Source organism: Nonomuraea typhae, assembly GCF_009760925.1.
Taxonomy (GTDB): Bacteria; Actinomycetota; Actinomycetes; order Streptosporangiales; family Streptosporangiaceae; genus Nonomuraea; species Nonomuraea typhae.
On sequence record NZ_VRLV01000001.1, the window covers coordinates 396,537 to 416,988 of the forward strand.

The window sequence follows — 20,452 nt, forward strand, 5'->3', positions numbered from 1 at the left end:
CACAGTGACGGTAAAGGGGGTTCAGCCGAAGGTCAAGCTGATTGGAAAAAAGATGCCGAATCCGGTCCGGTATGGAACGCCTCAATCGCCCCGCTTGTCCCGTTGATAACAGTACTTCGTCATAGTTTGACGAGGGATATCCAGCTATGGCTCCCGAGTCAGGATCATCACCGGCCGGGTGGCGGCCTTCACGATCTTGATCGAAGTGTCGCCCAGAAAGACCCTCCGCAACGGACCGGAACTACTGGACGCGCAGACGATGAACTCGCCCGGCCGCCACGAGGTGGTGCGCAGGGCCTGGGCCACGCTCCGGCCCTCCAGGACCTCGACCTCCACCTCCACGCGGCGGCGCTGGCCCCGGGCGGCCGCCTTGAGGTCGGCGGCGGCGTGGTCGCGCAGCCGTTCGATCATGTCCAGCTCGATCTGGGCCTTCCTGCCGGTGCTGAGCACCAGCGTGACCAGCCGCAGCGGCACGTCCAGGAGGGCCGCCGCCCTGGCCGCCTCGCCGACCGCGTGGTCGCAGCCGGGGCCGCGCCGGTAGGCGACGGTGAGGCGTTCGAACTCCGGCGGCGGCTCCTCCGCCCAGCCCTTGGGGGCCAGCAGCACCGGCACCGAGGAGGCGTGCAGGAGCTGGTCGGCGGTGCTGCCCAGCGAGATGCGGCCCTTGGAGCCGGAGGGGGCAGAGCCGATCACCACCACGTCCGCCTCGCGCTTGCGGGCCAGCTCGACCAGGCCGCGCCCGCTGCCCTTGTGGCTGTGGACCACGTACTCGGCCGACTCTCCGGCCAGCTCGCGGGCCTGCTCCAGCGTGCTCTCAGCCTGCTCGCGCAGATAGGCGCGCCAGGCGCTCTCGTCGGCCTTGGCCGGGCCCGGGGTGTGCCAGGTGGGCGGCTGGACGGTGGCCACCGTCAGCCGGGCTCCGGCCTGCCGGGCCAGCAGGACGGCCAGCGCCAGGCCGTCGCGCCCCCGGGGCTCGGCGATGAAGCCGGTCAGCACGTTCTCGATCTTCACTGGGGCGCCTCCGAGTTGAGCCGGGAATGGCGGTAGCCGTACAGGAAATAGCAGGCGAAGCCGAGGATCATCCACAGCAGGAAGGCCACCCAGGTGACCCCGGCCAGGCCCGCCATGACCAGCACGCACATGATCACGCCGAGGACCGGAGTGACCGGGAAGAGCGGGGTCCTGAAGTTGCGGGGGAGGTCGGGACGGGTGTAGCGGAGCACGATCACGCCGACGTTGACCAGCGCGAAGGCGAACAGCGTGCCGATGCTGGTGGCCTCGGCGAGCTGGCCCAGCGGGACCAGCCCGGCCAGCACGGCGATGAACAGCGCCACGATCAGGGTGTTGGCCACCGGGACCTGCTTGCGCGGGTTGACCTTCTGGAACACCTTCGGGATCAGCCCGTCGCGCGACATCGCGAACAGGATGCGGGTCTGGCCGTACATGACCGTGAGCACGACGCTGGCGATGGCGATGACGGCGCCGAAGGAGACGATGAGGCCGGGCCAGGTGGCGCCGGTGGCCTGGTCCACGATGAGCGCGAGGCTGGCCTCGGTGGAGTCCGGGTCGAACTCGGTCCACGGCATGGCGCCGACGGCGGCCACGGCCACCAGCACGTAGATGACGGTGACGATGAGCAGGGAGAAGACGATGGCCAGCGGCAGGTCGCGCCGGGGGTTCTTGGCCTCCTCTCCGGCGGTGGAGGCGGCGTCGAAGCCGATGTAGGAGAAGAAGACCTGGGAGGCGGCGGCGGTGACGCCCGCGGCGCCCAGCGGGGCGAAGGGGGCGAAGTTCTTCGTCTGGAACGCGGTGAACGCCACGATGCAGAAGAACGCCAGCACCGCGACCTTGATGAGCACGAAGACGACGTTGGCCTTGGCCGACTCCGAGGCGCCGCCGAGCAGCAGCCACGTGCACAGCGCCACGATGAGGATCGCGGTGACGTTGACGACGCCGCCCTTGTCGCCGGGGGAGTGGGTGATGGCGGCCGGCAGTTGCCAGCCGAACAGGCCCTGGAAGAACGTGTTGAGGTATTCGCCCCAGCCGACGGCCACCGCCGCCACCGACACCGCGTACTCCAGCATGAGGCACCACCCGCACACCCAGGCCACGATCTCGCCGAGGGTGGCGTAGGCGTAGGAGTAGGACGAGCCGGAGACCGGGATGGTCCCGGCCAGCTCGGCGTAGCTCAGCGCGGAGAACAGCGCGGTGACGGCGGCCACCACGAACGCCAGCACGACCGCGGGGCCCGCCTTGGGCACGGCCTGGCCGAGGATGACGAAGATGCCGGTGCCGAGCGTGGCGCCGACGCTGAACAGGGTCAGCTGCCACAGGCCCATCGTGCGCCTGAGCTCGCCGCCCTCGCCCTGCCCGGCCTCCGAGACGATCTCGTCGGTCGGCTTGATGCGGAACAACTGCTGAAGTGCCACCGGAACCTCCCCTGGAACGGACTAGAGCGTGCTCGTGAGGGGCCAGGTGGCGTTCGGCGTGACGATCGTCCCCGCCTCGCCCTTGAGGATCTCGACCGCCTGGTCGAGCTTGCCGATCGCGGCCATGTCACCGGTGGTCTCCACGAACCGGCACACCGCCTCCACCTTCGGCCCCATCGAGCCGGCCGGGAAGTCGATGGAGCGCAGCTCGTGCGGCGTGGTGTGGCCGATCTCGCTCTCCTGCGGGGTGCCGAAGTCCTTCATGACCCGCGGCACGTCGGTGAGGATGAGGAACGCGTCGCACTCCAGCGCCTCGGCCAGCATGGACGCGGTCAGGTCCTTGTCGATGACGGCCTCGACGCCGGTCAGGCGGCCCTGGGCGTCGCGGATGACCGGGATGCCGCCGCCGCCGGCGCAGACCACGACGACGCCGTCGCGCACGGCCTTGCGGATCAGCCGGGTCTCCACCACGCGCTGCGGCGTGGGGGAGGGCACCACGCGGCGCCAGTACCGGCCGTCCTGCCTGACGGTCCAGCCGTTCTCCCCGGCCAGTTTCTCCGCCTCGGCCTGCTCGTAGACCTGGCCGACGAACTTGGTCGGGTTGGAGAAGGCCGGGTCGACCGCCGAGACCAGGGTCTGGGTGACCAGGGCCATGACCTGGCGGCCGGGCAGCGCGTTCTGCAGGGCCTGCAGCATCCAGTAGCCGATCATGCCCTGCGTCTCGGCGCCGAGCGTGTCGAAGGGGTACGGCCGGCTCAGGTTGGGGTCGCCGGCGCTCTCCAGGGCCAGGACGCCGACCTGCGGGCCGTTCCCGTGGGTGATGATCAGCTCGTGCTCCTCCGCCAGCCTGGCCAGCGTCTTGACCGCGATGGCGACGTTGGCGATCTGGAGGTCGGCATCCGGTTTGTCGCCGCGTTTGAGCAGCGCGTTGCCCCCTAGGGCGACGATGACACGCATGCTCGTCAGTCCCCCAGCGTGGCGACCATGATGGCCTTGATCGTGTGCAGGCGGTTCTCGGCCTCGTCGAAGACGATCGAGCGCGGTGACTCGAAGACGCTCTCGGTCACCTCCAGGGCGTCCAGGCCGGTCTTCTCGTAGAGGTCCTCGCCGACCGTGGTCTCGCGGTTGTGGAAGGCCGGCAGGCAGTGCATGAACTTCACCTTCGGGTTGCCGGTCGCCTTCACCACCTTGTCGTTGACCTGGTAGGGCTTGAGCAGTTTGATCCGCTCGGCCCAGACCTCCTTGGGCTCGCCCATCGACACCCACACGTCGGTGTAGAGGTAGTCGACGCCCTTGACGCCCTTGGCCACGTCGTCGGTGACGGTGATCGTGGCGCCGGTCTGCTTGGCCAGGTCCTTGGCCGGCTTGACGACCATCTTGGCGTCCGGCTGCAGCGACTTGGGCGCGACCAGGCGCACGTCCATGCCGAACATGGCGCCGGTCACCAGCAGGGAGTTGCCCATGTTGTTGCGGGCGTCGCCGAGGTAGGCGAAGGAGATGTCGTGCAGCGGCTTGTCGCTGTGCTCCTTCATGGTGAGCATGTCGGCGAGCATCTGCGTGGGGTGCCATTCGTCGGTCAGGCCGTTCCACACCGGGACGCCGGAGTAGGCGGCCAGCTCCTCGACGTTGGCCTGGGCGCTGCCCCGGTACTCGATGCCGTCGAACATCCGGCCGAGCACCCGGGCGGTGTCCTTCACCGACTCCTTGTGGCCCATCTGGGAGCCGGACGGGTCGAGGTAGGTGACGTGGGCGCCCTGGTCGTGGGCGGCCACCTCGAACGCGCACCGGGTGCGGGTCGAGGTCTTCTCGAAGATCAGGGCGATGTTCTTGCCCCGGAGCCGCTGCTGCTCGATCCCGGCGTACTTGGCCGCCTTCAGATCGGCCGACAGCTTCAGCAGGAACGCGAACTCCTCAGGAGTGAAGTCCAGCTCCTTGAGAAAGCTGCGCCCACGCAGGTTGAATGCCATGAAATCCCCTCAGATGCCGTCGCGTTCCAGCGGGCAGCTCATGCAGCGCGGCCCGCCACGCCCGCGGCCGAGCTCGCTGCCCCTGATGGTGATCACCTCGATGCCCTGCGCGCGCAGGTAGTTGTTGGTGGTGGTGTTGCGCTCGTAGGCGACGACCACGCCGGGCTCGATGGCCAGCACGTTGCAGCCGTCGTCCCACTGCTCCCGCTCGGCGGCGTAGACGTCCTGCCGGGCGGTGAGGATCTTGATGTCATCCAGGTCCAGGGCCCTGGCGATCGCCTTGTGCATGTCCTCCGGCGGGTGGTCGGTGACCTTGAGCTCCTTCTCGTTGTCGCCGGGCTCGATCGTGTAGGAGGGCAGCATGCCGAGGCCGGCGTACTTGGTGAACACGCCCACGTCCACGTTGGTCATGACGGTGTCGAGGTGCATGAAGGCGCGGGCCTTCGGCATGTTGAGCGCGACGATCTTCCTGGCGCCGCCGTGCTTGAAGAGGTTGCGCGCGAGCATCTCGACCGCCTGCGGCTGGGTGCGCTCGCTCATGCCGATGAGTACGGCGCCGCGGCCGATGACCAGCACGTCGCCGCCCTCCATCGTGGCGGGGGCGACCGGGGTGCCGGGCATCCAGACGTTGAAGCCGCCCGCGTCGGGCCGGCCGAAGCCGGAGGCGAAGGTCGGGTGGTACTTGTAGACGGCCTCGAGGTTGACGGTCTCGGCCTGGCGGGCCTTCTTCTTCATCGCGTTGATGGAGACGCCGTTGTAGATCCAGCACGAGGTGTCGCGGGTGAACAGGTGGTTGGGCAGCGGCGGCAGGATGAAGTCGGCGTCGTCGAGGACGTGGTAGGCGACGCTCTTGGGATCGACGCCGCGCTCCAGCATCTCGGCCTTGGTGATGCCGCCGGTCAGGAACTGCTGGAGCTCGCGCGAGGGCATGGCGTCCAGGGCGTTGCGGACGGCGTCGGTGGCCAGCGGGCCGATCCAGCGTTCGTCGACCACGTGCTCCAGGACGTGCTTGCGCGCCTCGGGGATGTCGAGGGTCTCGCGCAGGAGGTCGGCCAGCATGTAGACCTTGATGCCGCGGTCGCGCAGCACCTGCTGCCACTCCTCGTGCTCCTCTACGGCCCGCTGGACCCACAGGACGTCGTCGAACAGGAACTCGTCCTTGTTGGTGGGTGTCAGGCGCTTGAGCGCCAGCTCGGGCTTGTGCAGGAGTACCTGGTGGAGCCTGCCGACTTCGGAATCCACATGAAACGTCATTTTTGGTGTATCCCCTCAGAAGCGCGGGCCGTACTCGCCGCGCTTGGACTTGACCCAGATGTAGACGGGAACGCCGACCAGGAGCATGAGCGTCCCGCCGAGAACCGCCTGCGCACCCGAGCCGTAGGCCATCCAGAAGGCGAACAGCAGGGCGACCGCGGCGATGACCGAGTCGCGGGCCAGGCGGCGCCCTTCGACCGCGCGGGCGCCGGTGGCCAGCCAGAAGATCTGGGCGGCGGCGGAGAAGAAGTACGGGATGACCGTGGTGAAGGAGGCCAGCAGCACGATCGTGTTGAAGGCGTTCTCCGAGGTGTAGCCGATCAGCAGCATCGCCGAGGTCAGGACGGTGCCGGCGAGGATGCCGTTGGCGGGCACGCCCCGGCGCGAGACCCGGCCGAAGAGCGGCGGGAACATGCCGTCCCTGGCGGCCGCCAGCGGCATCTCGGCCACCAGCATGGTCCAGCCGTTCAGGGCGCCGATCCCGGAGATGATCGCGCAGACAGCCATGAGGATGCCGCCCATCGAGCCGCCGAACATGTTGTTGAGCGCGTCGGCGAAGGGCGCGGTGGAGCCGACCAGCGCGGCGTGCGGGACGGTGCCCATGACCGCGACCGTGCTCAGCATGTAGAGCACGGCGCAGGCCAGCACGCCGATGACGCTGGCGCGGCCGATGTTGCGCTCGGGGTCCCTGATCTTCTCGGCGGCGATGGAGACGCTCTCCACGCCCGAGTAGATGAACAGGGCGACCGCCCCGGCCATCGAGATCGCGCCCACCCAGTTGCCGTCGGTGGCGTTGAACGGCCCGAAGTTGCCGGCCTGGACGAAGAAGAGCCCCACGACGCCCACGAACATCAGCGGCGCGAACTTCAGGATCGTGGTGACGAGCTGGAAGGCGGCCATGTTGCGCGCGCCCATGAGGTTGACCAGGGCCGGGATCCAGATGCCGACCAGGCCGACGAGCACGGCGGCCAGGGTGCCGGTCCAGTCGAGCCCGAAGACCTGCTGGGCGAAGTACTGCACGTAACCCACCCAGGCGACCGCGATGGCCGCGTTGCCGATCCACGCGGTCAGCCAGAACGACCAGGCGTTCCAGAATCCGGCGAACTCGCCGAAGGCGTCGCGGGCGTAGGCGTATGGCCCGCCGCCCGCCGGGATGCGCTCGCCCAGCTTGCCGAAGACGACCGCCATGGCGATGGCGCCGAGCGTGACCACGCCCATGGCGACGATGCTGACGGTCCCGAAGGCCGCCAGGGATGCGGGGAGCAGAAAGATTCCGGTGCCCACCACGTTGCCGATGATGAGCGCTGTCGCCGAGCCGAGTCCGAGCCCACCCGCGCCGGGTGTGGTGTGGGTGGGTGTCGCGGTCGTTACCCCGCCGTCAGGCGGTCGTGGTTCCCCCATGCGGTGCCCCCCGGCACATCAGTCCCCGAAAACCGACCTCCGGTGACGTGCCCGGCACTCAGAGTGGCGACACAGGGCTTGCCGGAAAATTACCGGATCACGGCATTGGGCACATCGCCTGCCGTACCGCTGAGCAGCAGGACCACGGTGAAGACGGCCAGGCACACGGCGATCAGCGCCACCGGCCAGGCGTCGAAGGCCCCCGGGATGCGCTCGGCGGTCACGGTGCCGCGGCCGTGCTCGGAAAGGCCCTTCACCAGCGCCGGGTCCTCGTCCGCGAGCTGACGCGCGATCGCGTCCAGGACGGACTGCTCGCGTGCGGACAGCGCCATGATGAACCTCCCCCAAGAGACTTGAGGGAGGTTTTATACCGATTTATCCGAGTTTGCCAAATCAGGGCCGGCGCTTGAGCGCCTCCGCCCCGCCGACGATCTCGGTGATCTCCGTGGTGATCTCCGCCTGGCGGGCCTCGTTGGCCTCCCGGGTGAGCGTCTCGATAAGGTCGCGCGCGTTGTCGGTGGCCGCCGTCATCGCGGTACGGCGGGCCGCGTGCTCGGCGGCGGCCGAGGACAGCAGCATGAACCAGATCCGCGACCTGACGTACTTCTCCAGCAGCTCGTCCAGCACCGTCGCGGCGTCCGGGTCGAACTCGTAGGGCGCCATCGGCGCTCCCGCGGCCGCCTCGCCCTCGCCCTCGCCCTCGACCTCCTCCACCTCCATCGGCAGGATCCTGATCACCCGCGGCGCCTGCGTGAGCATGGTGACGAACTCGGTGTACACCACGTGCACCTCGCCCACCCCGCCCTCGCGCGTGGGCGTGTCGAACGCCTCGACGAGCGTCCGCCCGATCTCCGCCGCGGTGGCGTAGCCGGGCTGCCCGCTCATCCCCGCCCACTGCCCGCGCGTCTCCCGCCCCCGGAAGCGGAACCAGTCGATCCCCTTGCGCCCGACGACGTAGTACTCCGGCTCCTTGCGCTGCTCCTCGAAGAGCGCGTGCAGGGCCTGGCCGTGCTTGATCACGTTCTGGTTGTATCCCCCCGCGAAGCCCCGGTCGCTGGTGAGCAGGAGCACCGCCACCCGCGAGGCGTCCGGCCGCTCGTTGAGCAGTGCGTGGTTCATCGGCAGGTGATGGCTGACGAGAGCCGAGACGGCCTTCGAGATCTCGCGTGCGTACGGCTCGGCCGCCGCGGCCCGGTCGCGGGCCCTGCCCACCCGCGAGGAGGCGATGAGCTCCTGCGCCCGCGTGATTTTCGCGGTCGACTTGACGGATCTGATCCGCTGGCGAATCTGGCGAAGTTGAGCACCCAATGTGACCCCCTGGTTACATATCGTGCGGGATCAGGCTAACGCCACGCGGGGGCCTCCGCATCGTGGCTGGTAGCGCCTGGTACTGTGTGTCCCGACCGACACCCTTTTAAGCCCCGTCCTGTGAGGCGGGAAAGGTGGTGAGTTTTCTCATGTCCGAATCCAGCGGAGCTCGGGCCGTCCTCGAGGGCCCGGACATCCACCGGGCGCTGACCCGCATCGCGCACGAGATCCTCGAGCGCACCAAGGGCGCCGACGGCGTCGTCCTCCTCGGCATCCCGACCCGCGGCGCCACGCTCGCCCAGCGGCTCGGTGCGCGGATCGAGCAGTTCGAAGGCGTGAAGATCCCCGTAGGCTCGATCGACGTCACGATGTACCGCGACGACCTCCGGCTCAAGCCCGCCCGCCCCCTCGGCCACACCGAGCTCCCGCCGGACGGCGTCGACGGCAAGACCGTCGTCCTCGTCGACGACGTGCTCTTCTCCGGCCGCACGGTCCGCGCCGCGCTCGACGCGCTCAACGACCTGGGCCGGCCGACCGCCGTGCAGCTCGCCACCCTGGTCGACCGGGGCCACCGCGAGCTCCCCATCCGCGCCGACTACGTCGGCAAGAACCTCCCGACCGCCAAGAGCGAGAAGGTGAAGGTCTACCTCGAAGAGATCGACGGGCGCGACGCAGTGGAGCTGATCAAATGAACAAGCATCTGATTTCCGCCGCCGACCTGTCCAAGGACGACGCGCTGCTCATTCTCGACACCGCCGAGGAACTGGCGGCCGTCTCGGAACGGTCCATCAAGAAGCTGCCCACGCTGCGTGGCCGCACGGTGGTCAACCTGTTCTTCGAGGACTCCACCCGGACCCGCATCAGCTTCGAGGCCGCCGCCAAGCGCCTGTCGGCCGACGTCATCAACTTCTCCGCCAAGGGCTCCAGCGTCTCCAAGGGCGAGTCGCTCAAGGACACCGCGCTGACCCTGGAGGCGATGGGCGCCGACGCCGTGGTCATCCGCCACGGCGCCTCCGGCGCGCCGCACCGCCTGGCCAACTGGGTGCGCGGCAGCGTCGTCAACGCCGGCGACGGCACCCACGAGCACCCCACGCAGGCCCTGCTCGACGCCTTCTCCATGCGCCGCCGCCTCGGCTCGCTCGAAGGCCGGAAGATCACCATCGTCGGCGACGTGCTGCACTCCCGCGTCGCCCGCTCCAACGTGCTGCTGCTGGCCACGCTCGGCGCGGAGGTGACCCTGGTCGCCCCGCCCACGCTGCTGCCGGTCTCCGTCGGCACCTGGCCGTGCGAGGTCTCCTACGACCTCGACGCGGTGCTGCCCAAGTCCGACGTCGTCATGATGCTCCGGGTGCAGAAGGAGCGCATGAACGCCGCGTACTTCCCCAGCGAGCGCGAGTACTCCCGCCGCTACGGCCTCGACCGCGATCGCTTCGCCAAGATGCCGGAGGACGCCATCGTGATGCACCCCGGCCCGATGAACCGGGGCATGGAGATCGCCGCCGAGGTGGCCGACTCCCCGCGCTCGACCATCGTCGAGCAGGTCGCCAACGGCGTGACCACCCGCATGGCCGTCCTGTACCTGCTCCTGGGGGGAGAGTCCGCACAGTGAGAGAGCGCAGCGAACGAACCAATGGGCACAGCATCATGATGATCGTCGTGCCGACGAAGGAGGCACGATGATCATCAAGAACGTCCGCATTCTGGGCGGGGACCCGGCCGACATCCGCGTCGAGAACGGCGAGATCACGGAAATCGGCCCCGGCCTGCAGGGCGCCGACGACGTGGTCGACGGCGGCGGCGCCATCGCGCTGCCCGGCCTGGTGGACCTCCACACCCACCTGCGCGAGCCCGGCCGCGAGGACGCCGAGACCGTCCTGACCGGCACCCAGTCGGCCGCCCGCGGCGGCTACACCGCCGTGCACGCCATGGCCAACACCTCCCCGGTCGCCGACACCGCCGGCGTCGTCGAGCAGGTCTACCGGCTCGGCCAGGAGGGCGGCTACTGCGACGTGCAGCCGGTCGGCGCCGTCACCGTCGGCCTGGAGGGCAAGCAGCTGGCCGAGCTCGGCGCCATGGCCGACTCCGCGGCCCGCGTGCGCGTCTTCTCCGACGACGGCCACTGCGTGGACGACGCGGTCCTGATGCGCCGCGCGCTGGAGTACGTCAAAGCCTTCGACGGCGTCGTCGCCCAGCACGCCCAAGAGCCCCGCCTGACCGGCGGCGCCCAGATGAACGAGGGCGTCGTCTCCGGCCGCCTCGGCCTGGCCGGCTGGCCCGCCGTCGCCGAGGAGGCGATCATCGCCCGCGACTGCCTGCTGGCCGCGCACGTCGGCTCCCGCCTGCACGTCTGCCACGTCTCCACCGCGGGCTCGGTCGAGATCCTGCGCTGGGCCAAGTCCAAGGGCTGGAACGTCACCGCCGAGGTCACCCCGCACCACCTGCTGCTGACCGACGAACTGGTCGAGGACTCGCCCAACGGCTCCTACAACCCGATCTACAAGGTCAACCCGCCGCTGCGCACCCGCGCCGACGTCGAGGCCCTGCGCGCCGCGCTGGCCGACGGCACCATCGACGTGGTCGCCACCGACCACGCGCCCCACCCGGTCGAGGACAAGGAGACCGAGTGGGCGGCGGCCGCCATGGGCATGGTCGGCCTGGAGACCGCGCTCAGCGTCGTCCAGGAGGCCATGGTCGGCACCGGCCTGCTCGACTGGGCCGGCGTCGCCGAGCGCATGTCGCTCAAGCCCGCCGAGATCGGCCGCCTGAACGGCCACGGCAACCCCATCGCCGTCGGCGCCCCGGCCAACATCACCCTGTACGACCCGGACGCGCGCACCGAGGTGGACCCGCGTGCCTTCGCCTCCAAGAGCCGCAACACCCCCTACGAAGGCATGACGCTGCCCGGCCGGGTCGTCGCCACCTTCCTGCGCGGCAAGCCCACCGTTCTGGAAGGGAAGCTGGTTTGAGCCAGATCGACGCGGTGCTGGTCCTGGAAGACGGACGTGTCTTCCACGGAACCTCCTACGGCGCCGAGGGCGAGACGTTCGGTGAGATGGTCTTCAACACCGGCATGACCGGCTACCAGGAGACCCTCACCGACCCGTCCTACCACCGGCAGATCGTCGCGATGACCGCCCCGCACATCGGCAACACCGGCGTCAACGACGAGGACCCCGAGTCCGCGAAGGTCTGGGTCGCCGGCTACGTCGTGCGCGAGCCGTCCCGCGTGGTCTCCAACTGGCGGGCCAACCGCTCGCTGGACGCCTACCTCAAGGAGCAGGGCGTCGTCGGCATCGCCCTGCGCGGCACCCGCGCGCTCACCCGCCACCTGCGCGAGCGGGGCGCGATGCGCGCCGGCATCTTCAGCGCTCCGTCCGTCCCGGTCGAGGACCTGGTCGAGCGCGTACGGCAGGCGCCGCCGATGGCCGGCTCCGCCCTGGCGGAAGAGGTCTCGGCCGCCGAGCCGTACGTCGTGAAGGCGATCGGCGAGAAGCGGTTCACGGTCGCGGCCGTGGACCTCGGCATCAAGGGCATGACCCCGCAGCGCATGGCCGAGCGGGGCTGCGAGGTGCACGTGCTGCCCGCCACCGCCACCTACGAGGAGATCATGGCCGTCGAGCCGGACGGCGTGTTCTTCTCCAACGGCCCGGGCGACCCGGCCACCGCCGACGTCGGCGCGCTGAAGAAGGTGCTGGAGAACCGGGTCCCGTTCTTCGGCATCTGCTTCGGCAACCAGCTCTTCGGGCGCGCGCTCGGCCTGGGCACCTACAAGCTGCGCTACGGCCACCGCGGGGTCAACCAGCCGGTCCAGGACCTGCGCACCGGCAAGGTGGAGATCTCCGCCCACAACCACGGCTTCGCCGTCGAGGCCCCGCTCGACGGGCCGTTCGACACCCCGTACGGCCGGGCCGAGGTCAGTCACGTCAATCTCAACGACCGTTGTGTGGAAGGGCTGCGCCTGCTCGACGGGCGCGCCTTCAGCGTGCAGTACCACCCGGAAGCCGCGGCGGGCCCCCACGACGCCGCGTACCTCTTCGACGAGTTCTGCGAGGTCATGCAGCGTGCCTAAGAGAACAGACATCCAGTCGGTCCTGGTGATCGGCTCCGGCCCGATCGTGATCGGGCAGGCGTGCGAGTTCGACTACTCCGGCACCCAGGCCTGCCGCGTCCTGCGCGCGGAGGGTTTCCGCGTCATCCTGGTCAACAGCAACCCGGCCACGATCATGACGGACCCGGAGTTCGCCGACGCCACCTACGTCGAGCCGATCACCCCGGAGTTCGTCGAGAAGATCATCGCCAAGGAGCGGCCCGACGCCCTCCTGCCGACCCTGGGCGGCCAGACGGCGCTCAACACCGCCGTCGCCCTGCACGAGGCCGGCGTGCTGGAGCGCTACGAGGTCGAGCTGATCGGCGCCGACTTCGACGCCATCCAGGCGGGGGAGAACCGCGAGCGGTTCAAGGAGATCGTCGCCAAGGTCGCCCGCGAGCAGGGGCTCAACGCCTCCAGCGCCGAATCGGTGATCTGCCACACCATGGACGAGTGCCTGGCCGCCGCGCGGACCCTCGGCTACCCGCTGGTCGTGCGGCCCTCCTTCACCATGGGCGGCGTCGGCTCCGGCTTCGCCTACGACGAGGCCGACCTGCGCCGCATCGCGGGAGCCGGCCTGGACGCCAGCCCGACCACCGAGGTGCTCCTGGAGGAGTCCATCCTCGGCTGGAAGGAGTACGAGCTGGAGGTCATGCGCGACAAACACGACAACGTCGTCATCGTCTGCTCCATCGAGAACATCGACCCGATGGGCGTCCACACCGGCGACAGCGTCACCGTCGCGCCCGCGCTGACCCTGACCGACCGCGAGTACCAGAACATGCGCGACGTGGCCATCGCGGTCATCCGCGAGGTCGGCGTGGACACCGGCGGCTGCAACATCCAGTTCGCGGTCGACCCGCGCACCGGCCGCATGATCGTCATCGAGATGAACCCGCGCGTGTCGCGCTCCAGCGCCCTGGCCTCCAAGGCCACCGGCTTCCCGATCGCCAAGATCGCCGCCAAGCTGGCCATCGGCTACACCCTCGACGAGATCCCCAACGACATCACCAAGGTCACCCCGGCCTCGTTCGAGCCGACGCTCGACTACATCGTGGTCAAGGTGCCGCGCTTCGCCTTCGAGAAGTTCCGCGGCGCCGACCAGACGCTCACCACCCACATGAAGTCCGTGGGCGAGGCCATGGCCATCGGCCGCTCCTTCACCGAGGCGCTGCAGAAGGCGCTGCGGTCGCTGGAGAAGAAGAGCTCGTCGTTCAGCTGGGCGGGCGACGTCGCCGGCAAGCCGGAACTGCTGGCGGCCTGCCGTACCCCCCATGACGGGCGGCTGCGCACCATGCAGCAGGCCATCAGGGCGGGCGCCACGGCCGCGGAGCTGTTCGCGGCGACCAGCGTGGACCCGTGGTTCATCGACCAGCTCTTCCTGCTGCACGAGGAGGCCACGGCCCTCGCCGGGGCGGCCGAGCTGTCGCGCGAGGTGCTCCGGCGGGCCAAGGAACACGGCTTCTCCGACGCCCAGATCGCCGAGATCCGCGGCCTGGACGAGTCGCGGGTACGCGACCTGCGGCACGCGCTCGGGCTGCGGCCCGTTTACAACACGGTCGACACCTGCGCCGCCGAGTTCGCCGCGCAGACGCCGTACCTCTACTCGGCCTACGACGAGGAGAGCGAGGTCCCGTACGGCGAGCGGCCCAAGGTGCTCATCCTCGGCTCCGGGCCCAACCGGATCGGGCAGGGCATCGAGTTCGACTACGCGTGCGTGCACGCCTCCTTCGAGCTGTCCCGCGCCGGGTTCGAGACCGTCATGGTCAACTGCAACCCGGAGACCGTCTCGACCGACTACGACACCTCCGACCGGCTCTACTTCGAGCCGCTCACCCTGGAGGACGTGCTGGAGGTCGTCCACGCCGAGCAGCAGACCGGGCCGGTGGCCGGGGTCATCGTGCAACTCGGCGGGCAGACGCCGCTGGGCCTGGCGCAGGCGCTCAAGGACGCGGGCGTGCCCGTCGTCGGCACCTCGCCGGAGTCGATCCATCTGGCCGAGGAACGGGGCGCCTTCGGGCGCGTGCTGGCCGAGGCCGGGCTGCCCGCGCCCAAGCACGGCACCGCCACGACCGTGGCCGAGGCGCTGGCGGTGGCCGAGGAGATCGGCTATCCCGTGCTCGTGCGGCCCTCCTACGTCCTCGGCGGCGCCGGGATGGCCATCGTCTACGACGACGAGACGCTCACCACGTACATGTCGGCCCAGGAGGGCGGGCACCCGGTGCTGGTGGACAAGTTCCTCGACGAGGCCATCGAGATCGACGTGGACGCCCTGTTCGACGGCGAGGAGCTCTACCTCGGCGGCGTCATGGAGCACATCGAGGAGGCCGGCATCCACTCCGGCGACTCCGCCTGCGCGCTGCCGCCGATCACCCTCGGCGGCGCCGACATCAAGCGCATCAGGACCGCCACCGAGGCCATCGCCCGGGGCGTCGGGGTGCGCGGGCTGCTCAACGTCCAGTACGCGATGTCGGCCGGCGTGCTCTACGTCCTGGAGGCCAACCCGCGGGCCAGCCGTACCGTGCCGTTCGTCTCCAAGGCGACGGCGGTGCCGCTGGCGAAGGCGGCGGCCCGCGTGATGCTCGGCGCGTCGATCGCCTCGCTGCGCGAGGAGGGCATGCTGCCCGCGACCGGCGACGGCGGGACGCTGCCTCTCGACGCCTCGATCGCGGTCAAGGAGGCGGTGCTGCCGTTCAACCGCTTCCGCGGCGTCGACACCGTGCTCGGGCCCGAGATGCGCTCGACCGGCGAGGTCATGGGCATCGACGAGTTCTTCGGCATCGCCTACGCCAAGTCGCAGGCCGGCGCCTACGGCGAGCTGCCGGTCAAGGGACGGGCGTTCGTCTCGGTCGCCAACCGCGACAAGCGGGCGATGATCTTCCCGGTGCGGGCTCTGGCCGACCTCGGCTTCGAGATCCTCGCCACGGAGGGCACGGCCGAGGTGCTGCGCCGCAACGGTGTCCATGCCAAGATCGTGCGCAAGCAGAGCGACGGCACGGGACCCGGAGGTGAGCCGACGATCGTCCAGCGCATCCTGGACGGTGAGGTGGACCTGATCGTCAACACCCCGTTCGGCAGTCCCGGCCAGTCCGGGCCCCGCCTGGACGGCTACGACATCCGCACCGCCGCGGTGCTGCGCGGCATCCCCTGCATCACCACGGTCCAGGGGCTGGCGGCAGCGGCCGCGGGCATCCAGGCGAAGGTGCGGGGCGATGTTGGCGTACGGTCCCTCCAGGAGCACGCACGAACGCTTCGGGGGTGAGACCCCGCGGGAGGTGACTACACTGGCCGGCACTCCGGTGCAGGTGACGGGCACGGTGCTGACGACGCGCCGGGTCGACGCCTACCATGCGCTGACCGTGGTGGCGCCCGGCATCGCCGAGCGCTTCCGCCCCGGCCACTTCGTCTCCGTCGCGGTGGGCGGCGCGCACACCGCGATGGTGACGCGCCGCGCCCTCTACGTGCACGACGTCAAGCCCGAGTACGGCGGGACCGTCGAGCTGGTCTTCAGCGCGAGCGGCCCCGGCACCGCCTGGCTGGCCGAGCGCCGGGCGCGTGACACGCTCGACCTCGTCGGGCCGCTCGGGCGGCCGTTCCCGCTGCCGCGCGACCCCGCCCACTGCGTGCTGGTCGGCGCCGAGTACGGCTCGGCCGTGCTGTTCCCGCTCGCCGACGCGCTCGCCGAGCGGGGCTGCCGGGTGGACTTCGTGCTCGGCGCCGGCTCGGCCGACCGGGTCTTCGGGGCGATGCGGGCCCGGCGGATGGCCGAGCGGGCGACCGTCACCCTCACCACCGAGGACGGCTCGCTGGGCGTCCGCGGCACCGTGAGCGACGCCCTGCCCGCGGTGATCGGCGACACGCGGGCCGACGTCGTCTACGCGTGCGGGCCGATGGAGGCCCTGCGCGCGGTCACCGCCGTCGCCATGGGGGCCGACATCCCGGTGCAGGTGGCGGTGGAGGAGGCGATGGCCTGCGGGATCGGGATCTGCATGACCTGCGTGCTGCCGGTCATCGGGGAGGACGGAGTGACCCGCATGGTGCGCGCCTGCGCGGAGGGGCCGGTGTTCCGAGGGGAGCGGGTGCGCTTCGAGGACGTGGGAACGATCCCGTTCGACGCCCTGGGGGCGCCCGGGGGCGGGGCGCGGCATGTCAGCTGAGAGGGGGGTGGGATAGATGTCCGTTGATATGCGGACTTTTCTGGCGCATGTCGAGCTGGCGAACCCCATCACCACCGCCGCCGGCTGCGCTGCCTCGGGACGGGAACTGGCCCAGTTCTTCGACCTGCATCGGCTGGGGGCGCTGGTCACCCGGTCCATCACCATGGCGCCGCGCGCCGGCCGGCCCACGCCCCGGATGGCCGAGACCCCGGCCGGGCTGCTGAACGCCGTCGGCCTCCAGGGGCCCGGCGTGGACGCCTTCCTGGAACGCGAACTGCCCTGGCTGGCCCAGCGGGGCATCAAGACCATCGTGTCCATCGGCGGCGGGACCGTGGCCGAGTACGCCGCCCTGGCCCGCAGGCTGTCGGACGCGCCCGGGGTCACCGGGGTCGAGGTCAACCTGTCGTGCCCGAACATCGAGGACCGGGGCCGGGTGTTCGCCCGTGAGGGCAGCGCCGCGGCCGAGGTGATCGCCTCGGTGCGATCGGTGATGCGCTACGACGTGCCCGTGATCGCCAAGCTGGCGCCGGACGTGGCCGACATCGTGGCCGTCGCCCGGGCGTGCGTGGACGCGGGGGCCGACGCGCTGTCCATGATCAACAACCCGCTGGGCATGAGCATCGACACCGTCACGCTCAAGCCCGCCCTGGCGGCGGTGACCGGCGGGCTGTCGGGACCGGCCATCCTGCCGCTGGCCGTACGGTGTGTGTGGCAGGTGCACGCCGCCCTGCCCGGGACGCCCATCATCGGCGTGGGCGGGGTGCTGAGCGGTGCGGACGCCTTCCAGCTCGTCCTCGCCGGGGCGTGCGCGGTGGGGGTGGGCACGGCGCTGTTCCACGACCCGTACGCCTGCCTGCGCATCGAGCGTGAACTCGAGGACCTGCTGCGGGCCCGCGGCTTCCAGCGCCTGGCCGACGCCGTCGGCCTGGCCCACCGGCCGCCGGGCAGTCCCTTGCGGCACCAGCACGAAGAGAGCTCGTTGTGACGCGCGGGGCCCCGCCCGACGGGACCCCCGAAGACCTGAACCCGTACGCAGGGCTCCGCGCACGCGGGGCCCCGCACGACCTGAACCAGCATGCGAGGGCCCGCGCACGCGGGATCCCGCAGGAGGAGAGACCATCGTGACGCCCGCCCCGATCGCCGTCGCCCTGGACGCGCCGGACCTGGAGACCGCCGCCCGCTGGGCCGCGCTGGTCACCCCTCACGTCAGCACGGTGAAGATCGGACTCGAACTCTACCTCCGCTACGGACCCGACGTGATCGCCTCCATCCGGGGCGCCAGCGGCGTGCAGATCTTCCTCGACCTGAAGCTCCACGACATCCCGAACACCGTCGCCGGAGCCGCCAAGGCCGTCTCCCGCCTGCGCCCGTCGATCCTGACGGTCCACGCGGCGGGCGGCCCCGCGATGATCCAGGCGGCGGTGGAGGCGTCCCCGAACACCAAGATCGCGGCGGTGACCGTGCTGACGTCCCTGTCGGAGACCGACCTGGACCGCATCGGCCTGTCCGGCCCCGCCGACGAGGCCGTCCGCCGCCTGGCCGCGATGTCGGTGGAGGCCGGCGCCACCGCGCTGGTGTGCTCTCCCCACGAGGTGGCGGCCGTGCGGGCGGAGGTGGGCCGGGCCATCACCCTGATCACCCCGGGCGTGCGCCCGGCGGGCGCCGACACCCAGGACCAGGCCCGCGTGGCCACCCCGGAGCGCGCGCTGGCCGACGGGGCCGACCTGCTGGTCATCGGCCGCCCCATCACCGCGTCCCCCGACCCCGGCGCCACGGCCGCCACCATCGCCGCCTCGCTCCGCCGTACCGCCTGAGGGCCTTTTGTTTTTCCGGGCCGCGTTTCCCGGCTCGCGCATCTTGACGGTGAATTCCCGGGCTGCCGGGCGCGGCCGGATTCCGGTCCTGACAAGCTCCGATGTCGGGTCGGAAGAATTCTGCCGTCGCGGCTGACGGGCGCTATGATGGATTTCCATGAATAACGCGGTGAGTTCTTGTCCGCCGCCCCCGGAATTTCTTTCTCCGGCCGTCCGGCTCCAGGCGACGTGTGCCGGTGGACGCGTCGCCGGCGTCCGCCGGTCCGGCCCTCGCCTTCGAGGCCGCGAGAGCGAACGTGCACGCCCGCGCGTGGCTGCGGGCCGAGGCTCGCGTCGTACGGCACGCGCCGGGCGCCGGCCGGACCCGTGGTGAAGAAACGAATGGCGGAGCCTGAGAATAGTGACATGAAGCGCCTGGGAGAGGCCATACCCCCAAGGGTTTCCCGTCCCAACTCCTACTGTAAAGAACCTTTTCCTTTGAGTTTTTAACTATTACTGTGACGGAAACTCCCAACTTCACTCAGTGGAGGCCGCCACAGTCATGAACCCACGTCAGGTATTCGATCCGACAAACCCCCCATCCCACCAAGATCTGCCGCGCGCCACCGGCCTGCCCGCCATGGTCATGAGGTTCTACTCAGACCGCCTGGCCTGGCTCGGGCTGCTGTTCTTCGCGGTGGTCCTCGCGTACGGCGGAGGCGTGGTCATGTTCATCTACCACGCCATCCTCCTAGGCGAGGGCGGCCCCGCCATCTCCCACATCCACCACTGGCTGCTCGACTCCAGTGCCGCGTTCGTCGGCCTCACGCCGATCATCGCGGTCATCGTGCCGGTGGCGGCGTGGATCAGCATGCGGGGCCGCAAGCGGCAGTCGACAGTGCTCTTCGCCCTGTCCGGCGGCGTGATGTTCGCTCTGGTCACCGCGCCTGGCCCGTTCATGCACGACGCGCTCGTAGGGCGCGGTACCTTGATCGCCAACACGGTCACGCAGTGGTGGGGCAACGGGCGGGCCCCGACTCCGCCCGCCCCCGAGGTCGGCGTGGTCGTCGACATCGCCCGGCAGGTCGCTCTCGGGCTTCCGCTCTACATTCTGCTCATGGGACTCGCGCTGCTGGCCATGCGTGCGGCGGTAGCCAAGAGTCCCAAGCGCGCCGGTCGGACGTGACCCCAGCCCGTCTCTGATCGAGCGCGTCATCTCAGCTCACCCCACCGGCCCACTTCTCCACGGGCGCGAGGGAGCGCCGGGTGAGTCCCACCCGGCCGGCCACCCCGAGCTTGGGAATCGTGCGGTACAGGTGGCGGACCGCGGCCGTGACGCTCAAGGAAGCTTGCCCGTCATGTCCCGGCCGCCATCTGCAGGTCCTGCGGCGAAGGTCGTGATACGCCTCGCCGTACTCTGGGACACCCCCATTGACAACGGCCGGGCGGTCGGTGAAAGGCGAACTGTAACGGGTTTCGGGGCGCAACAACGGGGTTTTCGGGTAACAGATCGTGGTCAAGATCACTCGCGGGCGCGCCGGGCGAGGAGCGCGGGAAACCGGGAAGTGAGCGCGATTTGATCAGCGCATCGTAGTTTTACAAACACGGAGAGTTAAGAACTGCATTTTGTCTGGAGAGAAACTGCTCTTGGCGTTGCTTAGGTGGCGATGACCAGCTAGTTTCCCCTCTCGTCCGAGTACATCGACAGAAATTCGAGGTGACCCGGCGTGGCTCTTCCTCCGTTGACCCCCGAGCAGCGCGCCGCAGCCCTGGAGAAGGCTGCCAAGGCCCGTAAAGAGCGTGCCGAGGTCAAGAACCGGCTCAAGCATGGCGCGGTTTCTCTGGCCGAGGTGCTCAAGGATGGGCAGACCGACGACGTCATCGGCAAGATGAAGGTGTCGGCGCTTTTGGAGTCGCTCCCAGGCGTGGGCAAGGTCCGCGCCAAGCAGCTCATGGAGAGGCTCACCATCGCCGAGTCGCGCCGCGTGCGCGGTCTCGGCGCCAACCAGAGGGCCGCCCTTGAGCGCGAGTTCGGTGGCGGCGAGAGCTAATCTCG

The 20,452-nt window shown here is 70.0% G+C and carries 19 protein-coding genes; 10 read left to right on the forward strand and 9 right to left on the reverse strand.

The genetic code is table 11. From position 1 onward, the window contains the following. Window positions 1–144: 144 nt before the first annotated feature. The 8 genes from FVE25_RS01900 to FVE25_RS01935 form a co-directional block, all read right to left on the reverse strand. Window positions 145–1,011: a universal stress protein gene (locus FVE25_RS01900; protein WP_157244620.1), complete on the reverse strand. Its 867-nt coding sequence runs from the start codon at window positions 1,009–1,011 to the stop codon at window positions 145–147. Further along, window positions 1,008–2,429, reverse strand: coding sequence for an amino acid permease (locus FVE25_RS01905; protein WP_157244621.1), 1,422 nt, complete (start codon window positions 2,427–2,429; stop codon window positions 1,008–1,010). Before FVE25_RS01905 ends, FVE25_RS01900 begins: the two co-directional genes overlap by 4 nt. Window positions 2,430–2,450: 21 nt before the next feature. Then, window positions 2,451–3,386 (reverse strand): carbamate kinase, encoded by a 936-nt coding sequence (gene arcC / locus FVE25_RS01910; protein WP_157244622.1) that lies wholly within the window; start codon window positions 3,384–3,386, stop codon window positions 2,451–2,453. 5 nt (window positions 3,387–3,391) lie between these two features. Next, window positions 3,392–4,396, reverse strand: a complete 1,005-nt coding sequence (gene argF, locus FVE25_RS01915; protein WP_157244623.1) for an ornithine carbamoyltransferase — start codon at window positions 4,394–4,396, stop codon at window positions 3,392–3,394. A 9-nt stretch (window positions 4,397–4,405) separates the two neighbouring features. Further along, complete coding sequence (locus tag FVE25_RS01920) at window positions 4,406–5,650, reverse strand: arginine deiminase (protein ID WP_157244624.1); 1,245 nt, start codon at window positions 5,648–5,650, stop codon at window positions 4,406–4,408. A gap of 15 nt (window positions 5,651–5,665) precedes the next feature. Then, window positions 5,666–7,051 carry an amino acid permease gene (locus tag FVE25_RS01925; RefSeq protein WP_157244625.1) on the reverse strand — a complete coding sequence of 462 codons (1,386 nt, stop codon included), beginning with the start codon at window positions 7,049–7,051 and terminating at the stop codon, window positions 5,666–5,668. An 89-nt stretch (window positions 7,052–7,140) separates the two neighbouring features. Further along, the gene (locus tag FVE25_RS01930) at window positions 7,141–7,383 is read right to left on the reverse strand and encodes a DUF3040 domain-containing protein (RefSeq protein ID WP_157244626.1); all 243 of its coding nucleotides are present in this window, start codon (window positions 7,381–7,383) and stop codon (window positions 7,141–7,143) included. Window positions 7,384–7,444: 61 nt separating this feature from the next. Further along, window positions 7,445–8,359: a F0F1 ATP synthase subunit gamma gene (locus tag FVE25_RS01935; protein WP_157244627.1), complete on the reverse strand. Its 915-nt coding sequence runs from the start codon at window positions 8,357–8,359 to the stop codon at window positions 7,445–7,447. Between the two features lie 149 nt (window positions 8,360–8,508). On the opposite strand from FVE25_RS01935, the gene pyrR reads away from it, so the two are divergent. The 9 genes from pyrR to FVE25_RS01980 all read left to right on the forward strand — a co-directional run bounded on the left by pyrR (window position 8,509) and on the right by FVE25_RS01980 (window position 19,582). Further along, window positions 8,509–9,051: a bifunctional pyr operon transcriptional regulator/uracil phosphoribosyltransferase PyrR gene (pyrR, locus tag FVE25_RS01940; protein WP_157244628.1), complete on the forward strand. Its 543-nt coding sequence runs from the start codon at window positions 8,509–8,511 to the stop codon at window positions 9,049–9,051. Next, the gene (locus tag FVE25_RS01945) at window positions 9,048–9,968 is read left to right on the forward strand and encodes an aspartate carbamoyltransferase catalytic subunit (protein ID WP_157244629.1); all 921 of its coding nucleotides are present in this window, start codon (window positions 9,048–9,050) and stop codon (window positions 9,966–9,968) included. The genes pyrR and FVE25_RS01945 overlap by 4 nt, the downstream gene beginning before the upstream one ends. A 67-nt stretch (window positions 9,969–10,035) precedes the next feature. Continuing rightward, a complete protein-coding gene (locus FVE25_RS01950; protein WP_157244630.1) occupies window positions 10,036–11,325 on the forward strand; it encodes a dihydroorotase in 1,290 nt (429 codons plus the stop codon). A 5-nt stretch (window positions 11,326–11,330) separates the two neighbouring features. Further along, on the forward strand, window positions 11,331–12,428 hold the full coding sequence (gene carA, locus FVE25_RS01955) for a glutamine-hydrolyzing carbamoyl-phosphate synthase small subunit (RefSeq protein ID WP_181019472.1): 1,098 nt from the start codon (window positions 11,331–11,333) through the stop codon (window positions 12,426–12,428). Continuing rightward, window positions 12,421–15,708: a carbamoyl-phosphate synthase large subunit gene (gene carB, locus FVE25_RS01960; RefSeq protein WP_157244632.1), complete on the forward strand. Its 3,288-nt coding sequence runs from the start codon at window positions 12,421–12,423 to the stop codon at window positions 15,706–15,708. The genes carA and carB overlap by 8 nt, the downstream gene beginning before the upstream one ends. A 22-nt stretch (window positions 15,709–15,730) precedes the next feature. After that, window positions 15,731–16,603 (forward strand): dihydroorotate dehydrogenase electron transfer subunit, encoded by an 873-nt coding sequence (locus FVE25_RS01965; protein ID WP_246266693.1) that lies wholly within the window; start codon window positions 15,731–15,733, stop codon window positions 16,601–16,603. Between the two features lie 16 nt (window positions 16,604–16,619). After that, complete coding sequence (locus FVE25_RS01970) at window positions 16,620–17,588, forward strand: dihydroorotate dehydrogenase (protein WP_157244634.1); 969 nt, start codon at window positions 16,620–16,622, stop codon at window positions 17,586–17,588. A 133-nt stretch (window positions 17,589–17,721) separates the two neighbouring features. Further along, window positions 17,722–18,417, forward strand: a complete 696-nt coding sequence (pyrF, locus tag FVE25_RS01975; RefSeq protein ID WP_425489473.1) for an orotidine-5'-phosphate decarboxylase — start codon at window positions 17,722–17,724, stop codon at window positions 18,415–18,417. Window positions 18,418–19,042: 625 nt separating this feature from the next. Continuing rightward, entirely contained in the window at window positions 19,043–19,582 is a 540-nt protein-coding gene (locus tag FVE25_RS01980; RefSeq protein ID WP_157244636.1) for a hypothetical protein, read from the forward strand. Between the two features lie 31 nt (window positions 19,583–19,613). Here FVE25_RS01980 and FVE25_RS56150 read toward each other — a convergent pair whose 3' ends face one another. Then, window positions 19,614–19,739: a hypothetical protein gene (locus FVE25_RS56150; RefSeq protein ID WP_281367790.1), complete on the reverse strand. Its 126-nt coding sequence runs from the start codon at window positions 19,737–19,739 to the stop codon at window positions 19,614–19,616. Window positions 19,740–20,123: 384 nt separating this feature from the next. Between FVE25_RS56150 and mihF the strand changes: the two genes are divergently transcribed. Continuing rightward, window positions 20,124–20,447, forward strand: coding sequence for an integration host factor, actinobacterial type (mihF, locus tag FVE25_RS01985; protein WP_157244637.1), 324 nt, complete (start codon window positions 20,124–20,126; stop codon window positions 20,445–20,447). Window positions 20,448–20,452: the final 5 nt, after the last annotated feature.

Coding starts and splice junctions, on each gene's coding strand:
- argF (WP_157244623.1), bottom strand. CDS start 4,396: ATGGCATTCAACCTGCGTGGGCGCAGCTTTCTCAAGGAGCTGGACTTC.
- FVE25_RS01930 (WP_157244626.1), bottom strand. CDS start 7,383: ATGGCGCTGTCCGCACGCGAGCAGTCCGTCCTGGACGCGATCGCGCGT.
- pyrR (WP_157244628.1), top strand. CDS start 8,509: ATGTCCGAATCCAGCGGAGCTCGGGCCGTCCTCGAGGGCCCGGACATC.
- FVE25_RS01945 (WP_157244629.1), top strand. CDS start 9,048: ATGAACAAGCATCTGATTTCCGCCGCCGACCTGTCCAAGGACGACGCG.
- arcC (WP_157244622.1), bottom strand. CDS start 3,386: ATGCGTGTCATCGTCGCCCTAGGGGGCAACGCGCTGCTCAAACGCGGC.
- FVE25_RS01980 (WP_157244636.1), top strand. CDS start 19,043: ATGAGGTTCTACTCAGACCGCCTGGCCTGGCTCGGGCTGCTGTTCTTC.
- FVE25_RS01950 (WP_157244630.1), top strand. CDS start 10,036: ATGATCATCAAGAACGTCCGCATTCTGGGCGGGGACCCGGCCGACATC.
- FVE25_RS01925 (WP_157244625.1), bottom strand. CDS start 7,051: ATGGGGGAACCACGACCGCCTGACGGCGGGGTAACGACCGCGACACCC.
- FVE25_RS01920 (WP_157244624.1), bottom strand. CDS start 5,650: ATGACGTTTCATGTGGATTCCGAAGTCGGCAGGCTCCACCAGGTACTC.
- FVE25_RS01970 (WP_157244634.1), top strand. CDS start 16,620: ATGTCCGTTGATATGCGGACTTTTCTGGCGCATGTCGAGCTGGCGAAC.